The organism is Rhodococcus sp. IEGM 1307 (genome assembly GCF_030056915.1).
GTDB classification, from domain to species: Bacteria; Actinomycetota; Actinomycetes; order Mycobacteriales; family Mycobacteriaceae; genus Rhodococcus_F; species Rhodococcus_F opacus_D.
In genome coordinates, this window is the sequence record NZ_JASHKW010000020.1 from 117,133 (window position 1) to 138,890 (window position 21,758).

The following is a 21,758-nucleotide window of genomic DNA, read 5'->3' on the forward strand; positions in this document are numbered from 1 at the left end:
GAGGGAGACACGTCGAGATCGCCGAGGTGGACAGCTGATGCAGAAGTGTTGTCCACGTAGGACATAGGACGACGTGCCGGGGTGCTCATACGATGACGTCAGGATCAGCGCTCATAATGTCGCTGCGAAACTCCGTCCCCATCGCCGCGTGCCATTGATACCCCGGAGGAGGATCATGCCTGCCACAATTCCTCGCGAAGTGGACGCCGCCGGTTACTCCGGCTCCGCGCCGCAAGGCCGACCACACTGCTCGCGACTTCCCCGCGCGTCGATAATTATGGGAACCTTGTCAATCGCGTCGTTCTGGATGTCCGGAGTCGGGTTTGTCTTAGGGTTGAGTGCGGTTGCCTATGGCACCCTCGCCACATCACAGTCCGATATAGCCGAGGACGAAGCGGCGTCGCTGTGGGCCCTACTGGGAGTCGTCGCCGGGATCGGAGGCATCATTGCCTCCACGATCTCGCTCGCCCCCTTGCTGGTGGATCTATGAACCACGCACGCGGACCAGCGGACCCGCCCGCGTCGCGCACGAGCAGGTAGATGCAACTACTGGGCGCCCACTTCGGAACGGACTCCGCCGAACTCAAGGTTGCTCTCACCCAACCCAGGGATGTTTCTGAATCGATCAGAATATCGGCCCACCTGGTCTTCGAGGTGGATAAAGGTCTCGCAGCTAGTTTTTGCGGTTCCTGGGGTTTGAGTGGCGATCGAACCCGCACGGACACCGTCGCCACTCCACCTCTCGCGACATACGCCTGATTCTGCTGCGGGACGTTCCCGCCCCTCCTCCAGCACGCGACCGGGCGGCTTCCGTCGCTATTTCCGTTGTGACCCGACTGAGCTCGCGGCACCGGACACCTACTGTCCACCGGTACCGCGCGGCCCGCACGAGTGGATCTGGTCGATCCGCCAATCGTTGTGGATGCTTGCCGGTGTTGAGTGATTCCGGGCGTTGCCATCGCCTGTCATAACACCCAACTTCCATTCCGACTCTATTTGCGAGGCGAAAGTGACCACTGCGTATTCCCCTGAAAAGATGAACCTCCCACCGCTTGGTCCGTTCATTGACCCCCAGAAGGTGGTCGTGATCGGTGCCGCGACCGGCATGGGTTCCGCAACGGTTCGGAAGTTGCTTGAGAGCGGTCGCAGGGTTGCCGGCGTCGATATCAACAAGGTGGTCCTCGATTCACCTGCGGAGTTCAACACAGTGGGTGACGTCACGGACGCCGTGGACATCAAACGCGCGATCGACGAGGCCGCCGAGGCGCTCGACGGTATTGAGGCGATCGTCTGCTGCGTTGGTATCAATGGTCTCGGGACGATCGATGAAACCGAGCCGGAGGAGTGGAACCGACAGTTTGCCGTCAACGCGTTCGGCCCCTACGCATCGGCTCGCGCGGCGCTTCCCCATCTTCGGAAGTCCGGTGGCGGTGCGATCGTGGTCCTTACCTCGCAGGTCGGCATCGTCGCACAGAAGGGGAACGCCGCCTATTGTGCGGCCAAAGCCGCCGCGATCCACCTGGTCCGCTGTATGGCCGCTGACTTCGCGGCAGAGAACATCCGCGTGAATAGCGTCGCGCCGGGGATCACCGGGCCCACCGGGATGTTTAACAGCTGGCTTTCGCTGTTTCCAGACGAGGAATCGCGCGATGCCGAGGCACAGCGCCAGATTGAAACCAGTATGCAGAAGCGGATTGTCCATCCGGACGAGATCGCGTCGGCTGCCGTCTTCGCCGTCTCGAATGCCGCTCCCGGTATCATCGGCCAGACCTTCGTCGTGGATGGCGGCTACAGCCTCGTCTAACCCATAAGTCCCGCGCCTGCCGTCGAGTTCGGCAGCAGGTGCGGGCTCGTCGTCCCAGGGCCACTGGTGGGAACGAGCGACCTGGTGCATGGCAGTCGTACGAGGACGTGGCGTTGGCGCCACCGGCATGGAGCTTTCTTAGGAGACTATTTCTGGACGGCAGCGTGCGACCCGGCAATAAACCGAAGAGGACTCGGCGATAGTCGTTTGTCGACCTCGACGACGATTAGTCCGCGAGGATCGCAGCCGACGCCGGGAACGAGTTCGGAACGCCTACTCCGGCCGCGATCGGGGTTGTCGGCGACGCTAAGCGCCTTCGACCGACGCGATCGGGGCGTCTCATCGACGAAGCAGCGGCGCCGCGACAACGTGACGGGCGCTCGATGGCGCTGTTATCGATCTTCGGACGAAGGTGGCTCGAGAAAGCTATCGGGGCCACCCTCTGACAATCCACACCTGTTGGGAGACTTCGTCAACTTCCCTTCCTGAAAGTTGGGGTGTAGATCCTGTCTGCTCAACTCGGCGATCTGTAGTTGCTGCAACACTTTCCGTCCGTACGCTCGGAGGAGCGGTGCCCGGGCGGCGACGCTGCTATGCCGTTACACACCTCATACTTCTGATTACGCACTTTGTTGAGCCCGCTGGGCTTACCCCCAAACAGAGACTTACGGGGCCGCCACGAGAGGGTCACGCCGTTCGCCTCGGCTAAGCCTGCTCCCAAGTGGAGTGGCAAGAGGGCTCTTGTTGCGCGCTCGCTGCGATGACTAACCACCGCGCATTGGCTCGCGCGATGGCAATACTCGTGAGGATTTGTTTGATCGATGCGGTGCGGCTGACGCATGCAATCGCAGAATGGATGACAAGCAAGAGCATTTCGAAGACCTTCAAGGTCGCGAGTTCCCGATTCGATACGTCGACTACTCCCAGTCACTATGAAGCCTGGAACAACAGTTCTAAGGTCGGGTGAAACCCATTCTGGGCAAATCGGTCTCGACGCTGGGTAGCTGCGGATGTTCGTTTCGAGCATCTTCCAGGGACCTGATGTGCTGCCCGGACCCGAAACGCCTCGTGAACAGTGCGGCTAGCGGTTGGGATGTAACTGATCGGTCGAGTGAACTTGCAGGCGATGAGGTCACCGACCAGGACGGTGACGCCATCGCCGGCCAAAAGGCTGTTCATCCAACCAAGGCGACTAGTCGATCGCCCCGGACTGCGCCGAATTACTACCCACGCTGATCCAGGACTGTCCAGGAGACACTTCCTTTGTTGGTTCCGTTCAGGCTGGGTTGCGGCCGATGAAGAACTCTCGAAACGGATCCATGCTCGGCTCCAGTCCGGCGTCGATCAAACCCTTGCGCAGCGCGGCCATCTGGTGGTCATGGATACGCTGAGTAGGTTGCCGCAGGGGCCCGCCATTGTAGCCCTGCAACCAGCCCTGGAACTTCCACGCCTGGCGGTTGAGGAAAGATCCTCCGTGCATTCCGTTGAACAGTCCCGCCTTGATCTTGCGGGCCGGATGCAACTGCCAGTAAATTTCCGTGGCGTCATCGTATTTGCCGTCGCGCAGCAGCTGCATCACACGCGGAATCACGGGGCCGAAGTATTCGTGATCACTGGTAGCCGAGAGCTGAATGGGGATCACTTGTGAGAGCGGGATCAACTCGCCTTCGATGGGGATCGAGATGACGACCTCCTCACCGAAGAGGCGATGGCATTCGATCGCGCTCTGGATACTCGGGAATCCGCCTTCGGCTTTTACCACAGCGACATTGGGGATCTCGTCGATCATGCGTCGTATGAGACGGGTAGGGATATCGGAGGGGTGAATGCGGCCGCTGAAACCCCAGATCACCATCGGGAACAGGATGATACCCAGGTTCGTCGCGTCCGCGACGGCCTTGGTGTAGTCGAAGATCTCCTGTTCGGTCTCCGGGTAGAAGTTCGGCGGGTAGGACAGCAGGACTAGATCGGCGCCGGCATCCTCTGCGCCCCGGACGGCTTCGATGTTCTGCTCGAGGTCGTTCCAGCTGGCGTGGTGGACGATGTAGAAGTCGTCGCCGGCCTCGTCCTTGGATATCCGCAGGAAGTCCAGGTATTCCGGCAGTGTGATGCTGATTTCCGAGATTCCGAGGCTGCCGATGAATCCGTGTTCTTTGGCGAGGCGGATGTCGTGGCGAATTGCTTTTTCGTTGATGCGGCGGAGGTCGTTCGTGAATGAGGGAATGGTGCAATTGACGGCTCCGACGAGCTTCTCGCGGGCCCATTCCCGGGCTTCGGAGCGTGTGTAAACAGCCATGACGGGCGTTCCTTTCGGTTTTCGATTAGTTGACGTGTTTCGATGTGTTGGCCGGTTGAATGGCTCCGGTCAGTTCGCGCCGCTGCCCGCCCACGCGAGGTACTTCATCTCCATGTACTCGTCGATCCCGTAGATCGACCCTTCCCGTCCCAGGCCGGACTGCTTGATGCCGCCGAAGGGCGCGGTTTCGTTGGAGATCAGGCCGGAGTTGATTCCAACCATGCCAGCCTCGAGAGCTGCCGCGACACGCCAGATTCTCTCGGCGTCTCGGCTGAAAACATAGGCGGCCAAGCCGAATTCGGTGTCGTTTGCCTGCCGGATTGCATCCGCCTCGTGGGTGAACGGTATCAGCGGGGTGATCGGGCCGAAGGTCTCTTCGCGGGTAACCTTCATACCGGCGCCGACATCGGCCAACACCGTCGGCTGGTAGAACTGCCCGCCCCGGTCATGTCGCGCACCACCGCACACCACACGTGCGCCCTGTCCGATGGCGTCGGCCACATGTTCTTCGACTTTGGCGACAGCAGACTGGTCGATCAGCGGGCCCAGCATGACGCCCGGCTCGAAACCGTCACCGACCGGAAGGTCGGCGACCCGGTTGGCCAGCTCCGCGGTGAACCGTTCGTAGATGCCGGATTGCACGTATACCCGGTTGGCGCTGATGCACGCCTGTCCGGTGTTGCGGTATTTCGCGGCGACCACACCCGACACGGCGGTCTCGAGATCCGCGTCGTCGAAGACGAGTACCGCCGCGTTCCCTCCGAGTTCCATCGATGACTTCTTCACCGTCGCCGCGGACTGCTGGAGCAGCAGCCGCCCGACCTCCGTCGAACCGGTGAAGCTCACCTTCCGCACCAGCGGGTTGCCGGTGAGTTCTGCGCCGACTTCGCTCGCCTTCCCGAGCACCACACTGAACACGCCCGCCGGCACCCCGGCACGAGTGGCCAGCTCCGCGAGAGCCAGGGCGGTGAGCGGGGTCTGGCCGGCAGGCTTGACGACCATCGTGCATCCCGCGGCCAGCGCAGGTGCGACCTTGCGGGTGATCATCGCGGCGGGAAAGTTCCACGGTGTGATCGCGGCGCACACCCCGATCGGCTCCTTGAGCACCAGGACGCGGTTCGCGGGATCGGGTGCCGGGAAGACATCGCCGCGCACACGTTTAGCCTCTTCGGCGAACCATTCGATGAACGATGCTGCATATGCGATTTCACCGCGCGCCTCGGTTACCGGCTTGCCCTCCTCGAGGACGATCAACCGCGCCAGATCCTCGGCGTGCTCGTTGACGAGGTCGAACCAGCGCCGGAGGATCTGGGCGCGTTGCTTGGCCGACTTGGCCCGCCAGCCGGGCAGGGCGCGGTGTGCTGCGTCGATGGCCGCGGCGACCTGCGGGCGGCTGAGCGACGGGAGATCGGCCAGCTGTTCACCGGTCGATGGGTTGGCGATAGTGAAACGCCCGGATTCGCCGTTCTCGATCCACTGTCCGTCGATGTACGCCGCGTGGCGGAACAGGGTGTGGTCCGCGACCGTTCGGCTCTCGGTGGCAGCAGTGCTCATGGTGGGTCCTTTACTTGTGAACCGGTGGGATGCGGATGGGCAGTTCGGACCCGAGCCCGGACTTGCGGGCGGCGTCCGCGCACATAGCGGCGACGGCCAAGTCCTGAACGGCGGAGCCAACGGACTTGTACACGACGATCTGTTCGGTGGTCGTGCGCCCAGGGTGCGTTCCGGACACGAGGTCGGACAGCGCGGCAATCCGGTCGGTGACGTCGATGCCCGCCTGCGTCGCGGCGATGAGATCGCCACTGTCGTGCAGTACTTCTTCCAGGACGTCGGCGATGACGACGTCGGCGCGCGCGATCACCTCCGGATCGACCTCGCGCTGCTCCCGCACGGTCGATCCGATCGAGACGACGGTCATTCCCGGTTCGAGCCACGCGCCCAGCAAGATCGGCGACTCGTCATAAGATCGCGCCGCGCAGATCACCACTGACGCGATTGCAACCGCCGCCTGAGGTGACTCGGCGGCGATGATCGACGTGTCCAGATCGGCGAGTTCGTCGGCGAAGCGCGCCCGACTCTCCGCTCGCGGGCTGTACACACGCACGGCTTCGAGCCTGCGCACTGCCGCAAGGGCACGAACATGTTTCTTCGCCTCGAAGCCCGAGCCGATGACGGCAACCGTGACCGGTCCGGGTGCAGCCAGCAGGTCGACCGCCAGCGCCGATGTGGCCGCGGTGCGGTAGCCGGTGATCGAATTGCCGTCGAGCAGCGCCACCAGTTCCGCGGATTCCTGATCGAACAGGGAGATGAGGTAGGAGAACTGGCGCACGCCGATCGCGCCGGCGATGGTCTTTACGCCCATCAAGCCGCCGCTGCCCGGCGCGCCGCTCATCAACCGCAGGAACGAGGTGCCGCCGCGCGCGATGGTCCGGGCCGGGAATCGAGCATCGTCGGGAGCCGCCGCATAGGCGTCGCGCAACGCGGCGATGGCCGGGGCCCAGTCGAAGGCCGATTGCACCGCGGCGTCGTCCAGCAGGAGTGTCAATCTTCTCCCCTTCCTTTCCAGAAGGTTTCGATACTATACGGATCGTATCGGATTGGGTTGCGGGTTTCTAGCCCAGAGCTCGTCCCGGTCCGCTGAACTATGAGAGGCCCGAGACGTCCACCGACCGAGACGTAGCAAGGAGGTACCGGGCTTCGGGGTGGAGTTGTCCGTGGTAGCGCACAGCCCTGTCGAGGATCGGACGGTGCGGGAGTGGTCCCCGGCTCGGCTCAGATGCGTTCGATGATGGTGGTGTTGGCCATGCCCGCGCCCTCGCACATGGTCTGCAGGCCGTAGCGTCCGCCGGTGGCCTCGAGGTTGTTGACCAGGGTGCTCAGCAGGCGGGTGCCCGAGGAGCCGAGTGCGTGCCCGAGCGCGATGGCGCCGCCCCACGGGTTGAGCTTGGCCGGGTCGGCCCCGAACTCGTGCGCCCACGCCAGCGGCACCGGCGCGAACGCCTCGTTGACCTCGTAGGCGTCGATGTCGTCGATGCTCAGCCCCGACTTCGCGAGGATCTTCTTGGTCGCCGGGATCGGCGCGGTGAGCATGAAGACCGGGTCGTCACCGGCAACGGCGAACGAGTGGAACCGTGCCCGCGGGGTCAGCCCCAGCTTCGACGCCATCTCCTCGCTCATGATCAGCGCCGCGGACGCGCCGTCGGTCAGCGGCGACGAGTTGCCCGGGGTGATGTGCCACTGCGCCTCGGGGAACCGGGCCGCGTACTTCTCGGAGTAGAACGACGACTTCAGCCCGGACAGTCCCTCGGCGGTGGTGGAGGCGCGCACGGTCTCGTCGGCGGTGTGGGTCACCGTCTCACCGGCGGCGTTGGTGACCGAGATCGGGACAATTTCCTTGTCGAACAGGCCCTTCGACAGGGCGTCGGCGGCACGCTGATGCGACTGCGCGGAGAACGCGTCGAGGGTGTCGCGGTCGAACTTCCACTTGGCGGCGATCAGTTCGGCGGAGATGCCCTGGTTGACGAGTCCCTCGGGGTAGCGGGCGGCGATGCCCGGGCCGGACGCGTCCTGACCGATGGTCGTCGTGCCCATCGGGACGCGGGACATCGACTCCACACCGCAGGCGATCACGATGTCGTAGGCGCCGGCGATCACGCCCTGCGCGGCGAAGTGCGCCGCCTGCTGGCTCGAGCCGCACTGGCGGTCGACGGTGGTGGCCGGAACCGAATCCGGGAATCCGGCCGACAGCACCGCTGTCCGGGAGATGTTGAGGGCCTGCTCGCCGGCCTGCCCGACGCAGCCGCCGATGACGTCGTCGACCTGTGCGGGGTCGATGCCGTTGCGTTCGACGATGCTGCGGAGCACGTGTGCCAGCAGTTCGACCGGGTGCGTGCCGGACAGCGCACCGCCGGGCTTGCCCTTACCGGAGGCGAGGCGGACGACGTCCACGATGACAGCGTTGGTCATGAAACTTCCTTTCGCGCCGTAATCGTGCGTTGGCGTCGGCATAGATGTCGGCCGGGACATGTGCCCCGATTGGGCGTGGGCCCTGCCGGAGGCCGAGGGCTCGTAAGAGTCTGGCGGAAGGTACCGCGCTCCCTGCCAGCACCCCGGCCTCCGGCTCGGCACCGCGTACGTCGTTTAGTTGACGTCCTGGACCTCGAAGGGATACGGCCGCGGCTCAGGCCACCACGGGGCCTTCTCGCGGGTCTTACTGATCGGTGACCGCAATGTGCCAACGGATTCGAGTTCGAGTTCCACTACGTCACCGGGTGAGAGTGTCTTGCCGAGTTCGAGTCCAGACCCGAATCCCAGAGTGCCGGAACCGATTATGTCGCCGGGCTGGAGGTAGTCGGCGATCGAGACATATGCGACCAATTCGGCGGGGGTGTACACCATGTCCTCGGCGACGCAGGAGGACCATAGTTCGCCGTTGACCCGCACGGATCCCGTCAATCCTTCGATGGACGAGACCTCATCCATGGTGGTGATCCATGGGCCGATGCCGTAGGCGAAGTCCTTACATTTCTGCGGGCCCATGCCGATCGCCATCTCTGCGCCCTGCACGTCTCGCGCGCTGAAATCGTTGAAGATCGTGATGCCGAAGACGTGGTCGAACGCATCGTCCGGCGTCAGATTCCGTCCTCTCCGGCCGACGATGTAGCCGATCTCGAGCTCGTAATCGAACGCGTCCGTGAAGTCCGGGTAGGGAATCTCTTCGTTGTGCCCGTACACCGTCGCGGTCGAGCCCTTGAAGTACCCCGGAATTTTGTAGATGTTCGGATTGGGCAGCGCGTGTGCGACCTTCTCACTGAAGTTGACAATGTGCTGACTGAAGGTCAGCCCATCCCGGATCACCGGGGAATCCACCGCTGCACACCACTGGACCTCGAGTAACGGCAGTGATGCGTCGTCCGCGGCTCCGAGTGCCTCGTGCGCAGCATCCAGAAAGACATCGCCGCCACCGATCGCGGCGGCCATGCTGGACGGAAAGATGGAGCGGGCAATCTTCGACGCGCGCTCCGGCTCCGCACCCGAGCGTTGCAGCGTCAGCGCATATGCCTGCGCCAGGTCGATCACCCTTTCGGTATCGGGCTGCACCGCGACGATTCGTGCGCGCGGACCGTCCGGGGTCGGTCGCACCACCCTGCCTAGCTTCATTGTGGCCTCCTAGTTTGTTCCGTAATTCTATACGATACGTCTCGCACCGCAATAGGTTTGATGACATCATCTACAACTCCGTTTCGGCGGGTTGCGGGATGAGAGAAGCCGGCGAAGTCCGCGGAGTGGGCGTCGGCAGTGTGGCGAAGGCACATGCACACATGGCGGCCAATGCTGCGCACGGGATGAGTGCTGCTGAGTACGTGCCGAGGGCATCGAACAACATCCCGATGAGCAATGGCGAGATGCCTGCCGCGATGACGAAGCCCGTGTACATCCAGGAATATGCTCGGGCGTATCCCGCGAGTGCGAAGTACCGAGCGGTGAAGAAGCCGATCATGTCGATCTCGCCGCCGATGGCCAGCCCCAAGGCAATGGCGGCGAGTGGAGCGAAAGCGACGCCTCCGACGATCAGGAAGCATGTACCGGCAGCACTCAAGGCGCAGACCCCTCCGGCAACCAGTCCCGGGCGGACATGATCGAGCAGAAATCCCACCATGACCCGACTTCCGATGACAGCGAATCCGATCAGGGACGCCAAGGTCGCGGCCTGCGACGGCTCCACATCCATCGACCGCAACATTGGAACGAAATGTGTGAGCAAGCCCGTGAAAGCGAATGACATCACGAAGAACGTGATCAACAATCTCCAGAAGCACCGGTCTCGACGAATCGCGGCGAAAGTCGAGCGGGCACGCACGGGAGCAGGCACATCGAGTTCAGTGCACTCGGCGAGGTCGTCGTCCTCCCCCGAGTGGCCGTTGCCGAGGGCTCTTTCAAAAAGGCGGGCACGGGATCGATACCGCTCGCGGCGATCACAGCGAGCACAAGAAACCCTGCGCGCCAACCATATTCGACAATGACGCCATTGACGACGAGCGGAGCGACGGCCGCGGCGACACCGATCCCAGTCATCGCGAGTCCGAGGGCAAACCCGCGCGACTTGACGAACCACAGGCTTACCGTTCGCGTAAATCCGACCGGGCCGGATGCGCTGGCGAGGAAGCCGAGTGCGAACATGACCGCAAGGAAGACGGGGACGGTGTCGACGATTGTCGCGAGGGCAAGGTATCCGGATGCGAAGGACAGTTGCCCGAAAACAATGACTCTCCTCGTCCCGAAGCGGTCGATCGCGCGCCCCGTGCATACCGTTCCTGCTGCGACCCCCGCGCTGACCAGCAGCAGACCGAGACCGTACGAGGTCTTACTCAGTCCGATGGCGTTTTCGAGGTCGGCCGTGAACAAACCTATTGTGTACAGCAGCAATCCGGAGATGCCGACCGCCGACCCGAAGCCAGCGATGACGATAGTTGGCCATCCGCGCCGGATCTCTTCATTACTGACCATGGGCACACACCTTCGACAGGGAGGGAAATCGAGCATTGGTATTTCGAGACGAGCGGGGATCGCTTCGTGTAATTGGCGTCACATCGCCTGCGGGCTATCTCAACCTATCCCACGGAGTTCGTAAATTTCATGCACCCGTGGAACTTCCACGGTTGAACGGTAGAAGCTGCCCGCAAGGGATGGCGGAGGACCACGCCGAACCAGCGGCGCCGTTCGTTGTCGCTCCGTGGGCGGTCCGCGTGCCGCTGAGAGCTACCGAAGGTTCAGGTGCCGATCCGTCGAAGGCTCCGGTGCGGCGCGCTCGGCTCTCTCGAACCGCAGTTGAGAGCTGTTGTGGCAGCGGGTTTGCGAAACGCCGGGAGCGCAGGACTGTGCGCGGGTGCGACACGCGGGTGTGTCGTAGTTGGGCGGGGTGGTGCAGGGACTGTTCAGCCTGCGGAGATCGCGGCGGATCGCGCGGAGAGCGATTTGAGATCGAAGCCGGCCCGGGTCAGGTCGGTCAGGCTCGGCCGCCGCGGTGCGGACAGTACTTTGCGGGCGGCGAGGTGCACGGCGGGCTGGTTCACCGATTCGACGGCGACGAGGACGTCGTCGCGGAAGCGGAAAGTGGAGAACTTTCCGGTGGTGGGGTCGGTGGGGACAACGGTGCGATCGGTGGGACCGCCGACGCCGGCGATCTGGATCTTGCAGCTGCCTTGGTGGCTCCAGAACCACGGGAGGTCCTGGTAGCCGGTGGGGGTCCCGGTGAGTGTGGCCGCCAGGGCCCGGGCCTGGTCGACCGCGTTCTGCACCGATTCCCGCCGAACCCTGGTCCCGGCGTGTGTGCAGGGAAAGCTGACGCAGTCGCCGATCGCCCAGATGTGCTCGTCGCTGGTGCGTAGGAATTCGTCGACGTGGATGCCGTTGTCGATTCGCAGGTTTGCGGAGGCGGCCAGATCGGTCTGAGGGTCGGCGCCGATACCGATGACCACGAGGTCGGCGGGGAAGCGGCGGCCGTCGTGTACGACGACGGCGGAGACACGTCCGTGGGCGTGTTCGATCGCCGACACCTGCACGTCGAATTGAAAGTCGATACCCGCGGCGCGGTGAGTGACGGTCAGCTGGTCGGTGGTGGCATAGGTCAGGGCGCGGGCGAGTGGCCGGGGACCGTATTCGACGACGGTGACGTCGATGCCGCGCCGGGCCGCCGCGGCGGCGAATTCGAGTCCGATGAAACCGGCGCCGATGACGACGGCGGCCGTCGCGCGGTCGAGGTCGTCGTGCAGGAGGGCGGCGTCGGCGGCTGTCCGCAGGTAGTGCACCCCGGGTCCCTGTGCGCTGGGAAGGGTGAGGCGTCGGTTGCGGGAGCCGGCGGCCAAAACAAGTTCGTCGTAGTGCATCCGGGTGCCGTCTGCGCACCCGATGGTGCGGGTGCGCGGGTCGATTCCGGTGACAGCGGCGCCGCGCCGCAGGTCGATCTCGTGATCGTGATAGAACTCGGCGCCACGCAGCGGCAACGGTTGCGGATCACCTTCGGCGAGGTAGTCCTTCGACAGTGGGGGGCGTTGGTAGGGCAGTTCCGATTCGGCGCTGAGCACCGTGATCGGGCGATCGTGGCCGCGGGTTCGCAGGGAGTCGGCGAGCTGGATCCCGGCATGGCCCGCGCCGATGATTACCGTCGCGCTCATGTCAGATCTGGCTTTCCGGGAGATCGACCTCGAGACCGTCGAGGGTGGTGGTGACGAGGATCTGGCAACCCAGACGCGACCGCTGCGGGTCGCGGGCGGTGGCGGTGCAGTCGAGCATCTCGTCCTCGTCCTCGCCGACGTCGGGTAGATCCGTCAGATGCGCGGAGCGGATGTAGACGTGGCAGGTGGCGCACATGGCCTGTCCGCCGCATTCGCCGACGATGCCGGGGATCGAGTTGGTGACCGCGGCGCGCATCAGGGACGTGCCGTCGGGGACGTCGAGGACGTCGCTGCGCCCGTCGGGCTGGTGGAAGGTGATTTTTGGCATGGTGGTCTCTCTCTTTTCTCAGTTGTTCCAGGTGACCGGGAGATCGGTCAGTCCTCGGAACACCCATCCGTCCCATCGGGTTTCGCGGGTGGTATCGACGCGCAGGGTGGGGAAGCGCTCGTAGAGCAGGGGCACCGCGATCTCTCCGACGGCGCTCTTGGCCGCCCAGTGGCCAGCACACAGATGTACCCCGCTGCCGAACGCCAGGTGCGGGCGGCGTGGGCGGGAAATGTCGAACACCGCCGGATCGGCGTCGAAGTAGCGTTCGTCGCGATTGGCGGAGCCGACCACCACACCGATGGCAGCACCGGCGGGCAGGCGCACTCCCCCGAGCACCACCGGGCGGGTGGTCTGGCGGGGGTACATGCCGATCGGCGACAGCCAGCGCGCGGTCTCGTCGAACACCGCCGGCCACAGCGACCGGTCCACGGACACCCGCCGCTGCTGGTCCGGATGCCTCGACAGCGCCCACACCATGTTGGTGATCATGTGCTGTGGCTCGTTCATTCCCCCGGTGATGGTCAGCTTGACGTTCGCGGCCACCGCCTGCCGAGGCAGTCCGCTGCCGACCAGTGCCGAGGTCATCGACTCATTGGGATGCTTGTCGTAGAAGGGAATCAGGGCATCGAGTAGGGCGTCGACCTCGGTGCGGGCCTGCTCGCAGCGGACCCAGATGTCCGGATCGTCGAGCAGGTTGCCGGTGCCGGCGATGAAGGCATGAGACCACCGCCGCATGTCTTCGACATCGACATCCGGCAGCCCCAGCAGATCGATCAGGTTCTGTGATGCGACCGGTGCTGCGTAGTCCCGGTTCAGTTCGGCAGCCCCGGGACCGGCATCGGCAAGGACGTCCAGATAGGTACGCGCGTTGCGGGTGAACACCTCGGACCATACGGACTTGACCATCTTCGGACGCAGGGTGGGATTGATCGTCGATCGTTCGGACGCATGGTCGGGATCGTCCTTGCGCAGCATCGGATGCCCACCCAGCGCGCGCAGCATGGTCGCGCCGCTGCCCCCGACATCGGCGGTGTAGGTCTGCTGGTCGCACTCGATCTCGTGGCATTCGTGGTAGCTGGTGACCAGGTACTTGTTCACGGCCGGGACCCACGCCACCGACGCCTCGTGGCGAAGACGCCGGTACGTCGGGTACGGGTCGGTGGCAAGTTCACCCGGCGCCACCCAGTCGACTTCGGGTGCCCCGGGAAATTCAGCCGGGTCGACGGTGCCTCTTTGCGGAAGTGCGCTCTCGCCGGCGGAGGCCGGGGCGTGGGTCACCGGACAGGACATTGGCCGCGTGGCTGCCGTGTCGGTCATGTCGTTCTCCATCTTGTGCGTGTTGTGCACCACATTGGGTTTGACACTTAGTTCACATCACCGAGTAATTCTCGTAAAGTGAATAAAAATGGCAAATATCTTCAGTTGAATGGAAGTTTTACATGGGTCAGCTCACCGTCCGCCAGCTCGAGTTGTTTTCCGCCCTCCCGCGATATGGGACGTTGTCGGAGGCTGCGGCTGCGTTGCACATATCCGAATCAGGTCTGTCACAGGCGGTTTCGGAGGTAGAGCGAATCGTCGGGCAGCAACTGTGCGTGCGCCGCAAGGCGAAGGGTTTGCAGCTGACGCCGGCGGGGCAGTACTTCGCCCATCGTGCGCGTCATCTTGTCGACGAAGTGTCCTCCCTCGTCGGTGATCTCGCTGCCACGCGTGGGGAGATCACCGGCCCCATTCGGGTTGGCTGCTATGTAGGGTTCGCCGCCACGGTGCTGCCGCCGGTGCTCGCGCACTTCGCAGGCGCACATCCGAAGGCCAAGGTCGGGGTCCGGGTCGGTGGGGACGACGAGTTGCTGCCGTCACTGGCCGACGGCACCTTGGACTTCGCGGTTCTGTACGACATGTTTCTACCCTCGGACCTCAACAAGCGGGTGGTGTACGAGACCGAGGTCATGGCCGTGCTGCCGGCCGACCATCGACTCGCCGACCGGATCAGCGTGGCCTTGCACGAGCTCGCCGAGGAACCTCTCGTTCTGCTCGACTCGGCGCCGAGCACAGCCAACACCCATCGGATCTTCGCCGAGCAGGGGGTGCAACCCACTGTCGGCACCGCCGTTCCCACAATCGATCTCGTCCGGGCTCTGGTGGGGCGAGGAGTCGGATACGGCCTGCTCATGTCCCGTCCCAACTCTCCCGACACCACCTCCGAAGGTCGACCCCTGGTGACGCGCCCGCTCACCCCTCGTGCCGGCCGCACCAGCGTGGTCGCGACCTGGCCCCGGCACATGACCCTCAGCCCGCGGGCACAGGTCTTCCTCGATCATCTCGTGCACAGCTTGTCCCGGGCCGGGGAGCCATCGCATCAACACTCTGATGCGCCCGACCCGACGTCGGCGAAAGCCACTCCGTGAACCCGTCTCTCGTATACCCACTCCCCCGTCAGACGTGCTGCGCAGACCGCCGACATCTCTCGGACACGTGGACGCGGGTTCGCGCCAGTTTCGGTTCGGTGGCACCTGTAGGTAGCGTTCCCGGTGCGCCCCGGTGAATCGCAGAGTGCCACTGGCGCGCGCCGACCCAGCGCACACACGCCGCCGCGATCTGCACTCGAGGTCACGCCGGCCATTTTCTGCTTGCCTCGGCGGCGCCCATTCGACCGGTGTCCCGGATTCGGACCGTCAGAGCGGTTCGCAGCCGTCCTCGCGGTTGTGTATCGGCACGAGCCCGGCGGCCTGCAGCGGGCGGAGGTCGATCAGATCACCGGCCTCCGGTGCACCCTGGACGATCATGCCGAGGTCATCGCGCAGCTGGGCGAGCGCCCGAATGCCGATACCGGAGGGGGCCAGGGTCTGCGGCACCGCGGCGAGAGCAGAGGCGACCGCAGCCTGTCCGAGCCCCGTGGCGAGCAGTTCTTGCTCGACCTCGGATGCCGCCGCCTGTTGCATCCACCGGTGGGCCGCGGCCAATGCTCGGAGATACCGAGCAATTTCGTCCATTTTTCCCGAGAGGACCTTTTGGGTGGACACGATTCCGAGGCCGGGGTAGGACGGCACCAGTTCCGCTATCCGCATGGCAACGGTCATCCCCTGATCGCGGCCGATCTCGTCCAGCGGTGGCGCCAGGAGAGTCACGTCCGCCGTGTTGTCGATCAGTGACTCGAACCGTTCGCGCACGCCACCCACCTCGACGATCTCGTACTGGTCTTTCGTCCGGCCGAGCCGCGCCATCATCGAGTACGCGACGATGGCGAAGCCGTTCGTAGGGGCGTCGACCGCCAGACGAATCACGTCGAGACCATCGGTCGATGGCAATTTGGGCCGAAGCGTCAAGGCAAGATCGGTGGTCGTTTCGATCTGGGCTATCACCGCGATGTCCGAACCCGTTGCATTCCAGGCGAATAGGTTGTCTGTCGCGGTGATGCCGACATCCGCTCGGCATTCGTCGAGTTCCCGGCGCTGTTCGTGGGAGGACCCCACCAATTTTGTCTCCACCTCGACGCCTGCTGCGGCGAACAGACCCCGATGCTGCGCCACCGCCACGACCGGGGGGACGACGAACACCGACTGCTGCACCGTCATCGACTGTGCCTCTGTGTGAGTTGTTTCGACGCCTTCGTCCATGTCGCTACAGAAAGTGATTGTGATCCACATCGCATGGGGTTAGAGTACGGAAATCGATACGATACGTCTAGTACAACAAGGAGCTCACGTGTCTTGGGATTACGAAGTGGTGGTCGTCGGCGGCGGCCCCGTTGGCGTGGCAGCCCTCGCTCTTCTCGGCCAGGCCGGGATCTCAGCGATCGGGATCGAACGCGAAAGCAGCGTGTGGCCACAGGCTCGCGCGGTGCACTTCGACGGAGAGACCATTCGCGCATTTCAAGCCCTTGGCCTAGGCGAACAGGCTATGGCGCGATGTAAGCCGATGGCGGACTTCCGCATGGAGAACGAAGCACGCGAGACGCTGTTCTCACATCCAACCGGCCAACTCGGAACACAGGCATGGCATGACGACGTCATGTTCCACCAGCCCGACATGGAGGCGCTGCTGCGCAGCGAGGTGGACCGCCAGACCAGCGTGTCACTTCGCTCGGGAACCACCCTGACCGCTCTCGAGCACATTCCAGACGGGGTTCGCTGCGTGGTCACCGACGCCGAGGGCGCCACAGAGACCCTCACCACACGGTGGGTCATCGCGGCTGATGGGGCCACCTCCACGGTGCGGCGACTGCTCGATGTCCGGACCGAAAGCCTCGGCAGCGATGATCCGTGGCTGGTCGTCGACGGATTACTGGACGGGGAGCCCGACATCAGCGGCGACATGGTGTTCCTCGGTCACTACAGTCGGCCGGCACTGTGGGTCCGCCTTCCCGGCAAGCGGGTCCGGATGGAATTCAAGGTCATGCCGGACGATGACCCCCAGGAGATCACCACCCCGGCCGCCATCGAGCGCATCAGCCACGGCGTTCTGCCGACGAACCGATTCACGCCGGACCGGGCCGCGATCTATACATTCCGCGCACGGGTCGCCGAGCGATGGCGAGTGGGCAATGTGTTCCTCGCCGGGGACGCCGCCCATCAGGCTCCGCCACTGTTCGGCCAGGGACTGTGCGCCGGTATGCGCGATGTCGCCAACCTGATCTGGAAGCTGAGTCTGGTCTCGCGGGGTCTCGCCGACTCGGACCTGCTCGACACCTACGAGAGCGAGCGGCGCCCGCACGCCCATTACTGGGTGGAGCAGGCTGCGACGATGGCAGGCATTCTGCAGACCACCGACCGCAAGACCGCCGAACATCGCGACGCCTACGTGCGCGCGAACCCCGAAACATCCGTACCCCCGTCGCCGGCGCTCGGTCCCGGCTTGCATACCGCCCACCTCAACGACAGTGCGGGCCGACTTTCCCTGCAGCCCCGGCTGTCCGACGGAACACGCCTCGACGATCTGGTCGGAGTCCGGTTCCTCGTGGCAGCACCCGAGGACATGATCGCCGGGTTGTCACCACAGCTTCAGGAGGCGCTCACCAGTGATGGCGAGACCGTGGTGCTCACCGACCCGGAGACGTTCTCCGACCTGCTCACTTCGGTGAACGGCAAAGCCGTGGTCCTGCGACCGGACCGGTACGTCCTCGGTGTCGCCGACACGCGTAAGGAGCTCGGAGCGCTGCTCGAGCTCGTCCCCACTCTCAAAGCCGCGCTCACACCCGCCGAGGCCGCACCCCTGCCACAGTGACGAGCCCTTGCCCGTCACTGCCCTGAACTGGTACCCGAAGGAGATTCCGTGTCATTCAGTCCGATCACCCACCTACGTCACGTCGACATAGCCGTCCCCGAATACGACAAGCAGGTCGCGTTCTACGGCAACAACTGGGGCCTGACCGATGTCGGCGGCGAAAGCAATTTGACGTACTTCGCAGCCGAAGGCTCGCCTGAGCAGTACATCGTGCGTGTCAGACGCGCCGACGAGAAGCGACTCGATCTCGTGTCGTTCGGCGCAGCAGACCCCAAATCCGTCGATCAGCTCGCCGACCGCCTCGCCGGTGCGAACGTCACGCTGATCAGCGAACCCGACGTCCTGCAGACGCCCGGCGGAGGCTACGGATTCCGGTTCTTCGACCTCGAAGGTCGCGTCCTCGAAGTTTCCGCCGACGTCGAGACCCGCACACACCGCAAGATCGAGGAACGTGAAGCCATTCCCGTGCGACTGTCGCACGTGGTACTCAACTCGCCTGAGCCCGAGAAGATGTTGGCCTGGTACGTGAAGCACCTCGGCTTCCGTCTCTCCGACACCCTCGTCCATCCCCACATGGGTGGGCTCATGTGGTTCCTGCGCTGTGGACCGCAGCACCACAGTATGGCGATCGCCCGGTGCCCCCATACCGCGCTCAATCACGTGTCGTTCGAGATGCGTGGGCTCGACGAATACATGCGCGGTAGCGGACGGCTTATTCGAGCCGAGGTTCCGAAGATCTGGGGACCGGGCCGACACCGCGCCGGCGACAACACCTTCACCTACTTCCACGATCCCAACGGCAACACGATGGAGTACACCACTGAACTCGAACTTCTCGACGAGGACACCTGGCACCCGAGCCTGTACGACACCAGCGAACCGGAGACCTCCGATGAGTGGGGCACCGCCGATTCCATGAACGAATGGATCAGCAAGCAGATGTTCAACGATCCGGACAAGGGCCTGTTCCAGGCACCCCCGGCATAGGGGCCTCGCGTACCGACACCGCAGCCCGGGCTACCCGGGCACCCGCAAGGAGCCCTCCGGTCGCGTTCGCACCCCGCGGTGACGACAGATGCGACCGGAGGGCCTCCGTCGGATTTCAGGCCCACCGATGCGGCGTACACACCGATCGCTCCGAAATTCGTCGCACCGAAGAGAACATCAGCTGATTCTCGCCGCAAGCCCGAAGGACGTTCACATGACCGAGGACCGCCTCCCGCCGGGAATCTACATCCCCGGCGGGAGGCGGGGCAGTCGGCGACGTATCCTGCTGTTCCTCAGCAGCACAACCGATCCGCAGATGGGTGCCGACGCGATCGCGTCCGGCCACCGAGATGCTCTGATGCTTGCCCGGCAACTCCTCGCCGATCCCGAGCATGCCAACAAGGTGCGCGATGGAAGAATCGACGAGATCGTCATGGTGCGACCACCAAAACTCCTGCCTGCGGCGACTGATCCTCAACGTTCGGGGGTGCTGCCACCAGAACCTCCGCATGGGTCGGGAAGGGCGAGAGCCGAGTGCGCGGCCCCGCTCCCCCGCATCGTGAAACGCCCCGCGGAAGACGCTCTGATGCGGTTCACCGATTCAGAGCGGGTCATGGCTTGGCGAGCAAGCTCGCCTCCAAGAGATGAGTCCGCGGGGTCCACGGTGGGATTCACACCTCCCTCCCTCCACCGTCGGTGAGTGAGATCGTATGTACGAGAATGGGTGCGGAATCGCTCGCCGAGCGAGCCCGCACCTATTTGCATACGTCCACCCGCAGCGGTGAGGCGATCCACAGCGTGGCGTACATAAAAAAATGGCCGTCCGGGCGCGTTCGCACTCGAGGTGACGAACATCCCCTGAGGGCCTCCTCCAATGGGCAGCTTCCCCGGCGACTAGGTGTACTGAACCACGGACGTTGGTGACGGCGTGTCGAGGTGACACAGAGAAGACCTCCGAGTGAAGTGCGAGCTGTCTAGGAACGCATCACTCACTCAGGAGGTCTTCGTGGTCCACCGTAATGCCCCGTTGTCCGAAACGGGTCGCCTGCGCCTTGCTCAATGTGTCATTGATGATGGGTGGCCGCTGCGGCGGGCTGCTGAACGGTTCCAGGTCGCGGTCACCACCGCAGCACGCTGGAGCGCTCGCTACCGCGCCGAGGGGCCGGCCGGGATGGCCGATCGCAGCTCACGGCCACATCGCAGCCCGAACCAGACCCCGACGCGCACCGAGCGGCGCATCATCAAAGTCCGCGTCATCCGCCGCTGGGGTCCGGCCCGGATCGCGTATCTGCTGGGTCTGAACGTTTCGACAGTGCACAAGGTCCTGAGCCGGTACGGGTTGGCTCGACTGCGGTGGCTCGACCGCCCGACCGGACGGGCGATCCGTCGCATGCACTCACCGCACTGCGGCGATCTCGTTCACGTCGATGTCAAGAAACTGGGCAAGATCCCCGCCGGCGGCGGATGGCGGAAGGTCGGTCGCTCGGCAGGCAGCCGCAATGCCCAAGCCGACAAAAGCAGCGGCGAGGTCGACAAGTACTACCGTCCGGTCCGCGGCTACCACTTCCTGCACACCGCGATCGACGCACACTCACGGTTGGCCTACTCCGAACTGTTGGGCGACGAACGCAAAGCCACCGCCGCCGCGTTCTGGCTACGCGCCAACGCATGGTTCACCGAGCACCGCGTCACGGTCGAAAAAGTGTTGACCGACAACGGTTCCTGCTACCGATCACACGCGGCCCGAGACGCACTCGGCGAGATCAAGCATCGCCGAACCCGCCCCTACCGACCCCAAACCAACGGCAAAGTCGAACGCTTCCACCGCACCCCGGCACGACGAATGGGCCTACGCCCGCCTCTACACCAGCGACCGCGAACGCTGCGACGAGTTCCCGCGATGGCTGCACACCTACAGTCACCACCGCGGCCACACCGGACTCGGCGGCCAACCACCCGCCACCCGCGGACCTAACCTCGCAGGTCAGTACCGCTAGGCGTCGATACAGCGGGTGCGTTGCATGCCCAGACCATCGATCTCGCATTCGAGGACGTCCCCCTGGCGGAGGTACCGGCCCCAGTGCGAGCCGTTGCCGGGCGGGGATCCGGTGATCACCATGTCTCCGGGCTCGAGCTCGACGAAGCGCGAGATGTAGGAAATCAGTTCCGCGGGGCCGAAGACCATGTCGCCCGTGGTGCTGTCCTGCATGGTGTCACCGTTGAGGCGAAGCCGGATACCCAGGTTCAGTGGGTCTGGCACGAAAGCTGCCGGAACGAGCCACGGGCCGGTCGGGTAGAACGTCGGGAAGTTCTTCGCCCGCATCCAGTCCGTTCCCATCATCGCAATATCCCTGCGCGGAACCAGGCTTCGTGTGGTGAGGTCGTTGCAGATCGTGTAGCCGGCGACGTAGTCGAGTGCGTCGGAAACCCTGACGTTGCGAGCACGACGACCGATGACCACGCCGAGCTCGAGTTCCCAGTCGTGGTCGGACCATCCGGTGGGAAGAAGAATGTCGTCGTAGGCGCCGCTGATCGCCGAGGGGACACCGGTCCACACATACGGTTCGCCGTGCGCTTTGCGCTCGTCGATGTCGTGGCCGGCCTCCTCGGCGAGCTCCTCGTCCGTCAGTCCGGCGGTGCCCAGCTTGTGCGCTACCGCCATCTGGATGATGTGCTCGCGATAGTTCGCTCCGGCCCCGTAGATCTGGCCCGGCCGGGTCACCGGCGGCAGCGTTCGCAGTTCCGATGCGGGTGTTCCGGGCGTAGTGGGTGAGACCGCGGCCTCGGCCAGTGTCTTGAACGCGGAGTCCCAGTCCTCGAGTAGCGCGGCGGTCGAGTCGTAGGCTGTGAATGCACTGATGTCGTACACGTCGTCGTCGACTACCAGTCCGGGGAATGGGCCGTTGCCGGCGTCGAAGGTCCCCAGTGTGAATCGTTTCTGGTCCATCC

General features: G+C 64.3%; 17 protein-coding genes and 1 pseudogene. 6 read left to right on the top strand and 12 right to left on the bottom strand.

Annotated elements, in window-relative coordinates:
* Positions 1-175: 175 nt before the first annotated feature.
* Together QM841_RS31885 and QM841_RS31890 are read left to right on the top strand one after the other, a co-directional pair.
* Positions 176-490 (top strand): hypothetical protein, encoded by a 315-nt coding sequence (locus QM841_RS31885; protein WP_283335056.1) that lies wholly within the window; start codon positions 176-178, stop codon positions 488-490.
* A 546-nt stretch (positions 491-1,036) separates the two neighbouring features.
* The gene (locus QM841_RS31890; RefSeq protein ID WP_283335057.1) at positions 1,037-1,804 is read left to right on the top strand and encodes an SDR family NAD(P)-dependent oxidoreductase; all 768 of its coding nucleotides are present in this window, start codon (positions 1,037-1,039) and stop codon (positions 1,802-1,804) included.
* A gap of 1,276 nt (positions 1,805-3,080) precedes the next feature.
* Here the strand turns inward: QM841_RS31890 and QM841_RS31895 are convergent.
* From QM841_RS31895 to QM841_RS31940, 10 genes are all read right to left on the bottom strand, one after another.
* The gene (locus QM841_RS31895; protein WP_283335058.1) at positions 3,081-4,100 is read right to left on the bottom strand and encodes a dihydrodipicolinate synthase family protein; all 1,020 of its coding nucleotides are present in this window, start codon (positions 4,098-4,100) and stop codon (positions 3,081-3,083) included.
* 69 nt (positions 4,101-4,169) lie between these two features.
* Positions 4,170-5,654 (bottom strand): NAD-dependent succinate-semialdehyde dehydrogenase, encoded by a 1,485-nt coding sequence (locus QM841_RS31900; protein ID WP_283335059.1) that lies wholly within the window; start codon positions 5,652-5,654, stop codon positions 4,170-4,172.
* Positions 5,655-5,664: 10 nt separating this feature from the next.
* Positions 5,665-6,645: an ornithine cyclodeaminase family protein gene (locus QM841_RS31905; RefSeq protein ID WP_283335060.1), complete on the bottom strand. Its 981-nt coding sequence runs from the start codon at positions 6,643-6,645 to the stop codon at positions 5,665-5,667.
* 227 nt (positions 6,646-6,872) lie between these two features.
* The gene (locus QM841_RS31910) at positions 6,873-8,066 is read right to left on the bottom strand and encodes a thiolase family protein (RefSeq protein WP_283335061.1); all 1,194 of its coding nucleotides are present in this window, start codon (positions 8,064-8,066) and stop codon (positions 6,873-6,875) included.
* 174 nt (positions 8,067-8,240) lie between these two features.
* Complete coding sequence (locus QM841_RS31915; protein ID WP_095869852.1) at positions 8,241-9,260, bottom strand: fumarylacetoacetate hydrolase family protein; 1,020 nt, start codon at positions 9,258-9,260, stop codon at positions 8,241-8,243.
* 70 nt (positions 9,261-9,330) lie between these two features.
* Positions 9,331-9,972 carry an MFS transporter gene (locus QM841_RS31920; RefSeq protein ID WP_283335062.1) on the bottom strand — a complete coding sequence of 214 codons (642 nt, stop codon included), beginning with the start codon at positions 9,970-9,972 and terminating at the stop codon, positions 9,331-9,333.
* Complete coding sequence (locus tag QM841_RS31925) at positions 9,900-10,607, bottom strand: MFS transporter (protein WP_283335089.1); 708 nt, start codon at positions 10,605-10,607, stop codon at positions 9,900-9,902. Before QM841_RS31925 ends, QM841_RS31920 begins: the two co-directional genes overlap by 73 nt.
* Before the next feature lie 428 nt (positions 10,608-11,035).
* Positions 11,036-12,274 carry an NAD(P)/FAD-dependent oxidoreductase gene (locus tag QM841_RS31930; protein ID WP_283335063.1) on the bottom strand — a complete coding sequence of 413 codons (1,239 nt, stop codon included), beginning with the start codon at positions 12,272-12,274 and terminating at the stop codon, positions 11,036-11,038.
* A gap of 1 nt (position 12,275) precedes the next feature.
* On the bottom strand, positions 12,276-12,602 hold the full coding sequence (locus tag QM841_RS31935) for a 2Fe-2S iron-sulfur cluster-binding protein (RefSeq protein WP_283335064.1): 327 nt from the start codon (positions 12,600-12,602) through the stop codon (positions 12,276-12,278).
* Positions 12,603-12,620: 18 nt separating this feature from the next.
* Complete coding sequence (locus tag QM841_RS31940) at positions 12,621-13,919, bottom strand: cytochrome P450 (RefSeq protein WP_283335065.1); 1,299 nt, start codon at positions 13,917-13,919, stop codon at positions 12,621-12,623.
* A 122-nt stretch (positions 13,920-14,041) separates the two neighbouring features.
* Here QM841_RS31940 and QM841_RS31945 point away from each other — a divergent pair, with 122 nt between their 5' ends.
* Positions 14,042-15,007 (top strand): LysR substrate-binding domain-containing protein, encoded by a 966-nt coding sequence (locus QM841_RS31945; RefSeq protein ID WP_283335066.1) that lies wholly within the window; start codon positions 14,042-14,044, stop codon positions 15,005-15,007.
* A gap of 267 nt (positions 15,008-15,274) precedes the next feature.
* Here QM841_RS31945 and QM841_RS31950 read toward each other — a convergent pair whose 3' ends face one another.
* A complete protein-coding gene (locus QM841_RS31950; protein ID WP_283335067.1) occupies positions 15,275-16,174 on the bottom strand; it encodes an ABC transporter substrate-binding protein in 900 nt (299 codons plus the stop codon).
* A 130-nt stretch (positions 16,175-16,304) separates the two neighbouring features.
* Between QM841_RS31950 and QM841_RS31955 the strand changes: the two genes are divergently transcribed.
* The 3 genes and pseudogenes from QM841_RS31955 (at position 16,305) to QM841_RS31965 (ending at position 20,806) form a co-directional block, all read left to right on the top strand.
* Positions 16,305-17,822, top strand: coding sequence for a bifunctional 3-(3-hydroxy-phenyl)propionate/3-hydroxycinnamic acid hydroxylase (locus tag QM841_RS31955; protein WP_283335068.1), 1,518 nt, complete (start codon positions 16,305-16,307; stop codon positions 17,820-17,822).
* Between the two features lie 48 nt (positions 17,823-17,870).
* Complete coding sequence (locus QM841_RS31960) at positions 17,871-18,809, top strand: VOC family protein (protein WP_283335069.1); 939 nt, start codon at positions 17,871-17,873, stop codon at positions 18,807-18,809.
* Positions 18,810-19,815: 1,006 nt separating this feature from the next.
* Positions 19,816-20,806: pseudogene (locus QM841_RS31965) on the top strand (IS481 family transposase).
* Here QM841_RS31965 and QM841_RS31970 read toward each other — a convergent pair.
* Positions 20,803-21,756, bottom strand: a complete 954-nt coding sequence (locus QM841_RS31970) for a fumarylacetoacetate hydrolase family protein (RefSeq protein WP_283335070.1) — start codon at positions 21,754-21,756, stop codon at positions 20,803-20,805. The pseudogene QM841_RS31965 and the gene QM841_RS31970 sit on opposite strands and share 4 nt — an antisense overlap.
* Positions 21,757-21,758: the final 2 nt, after the last annotated feature.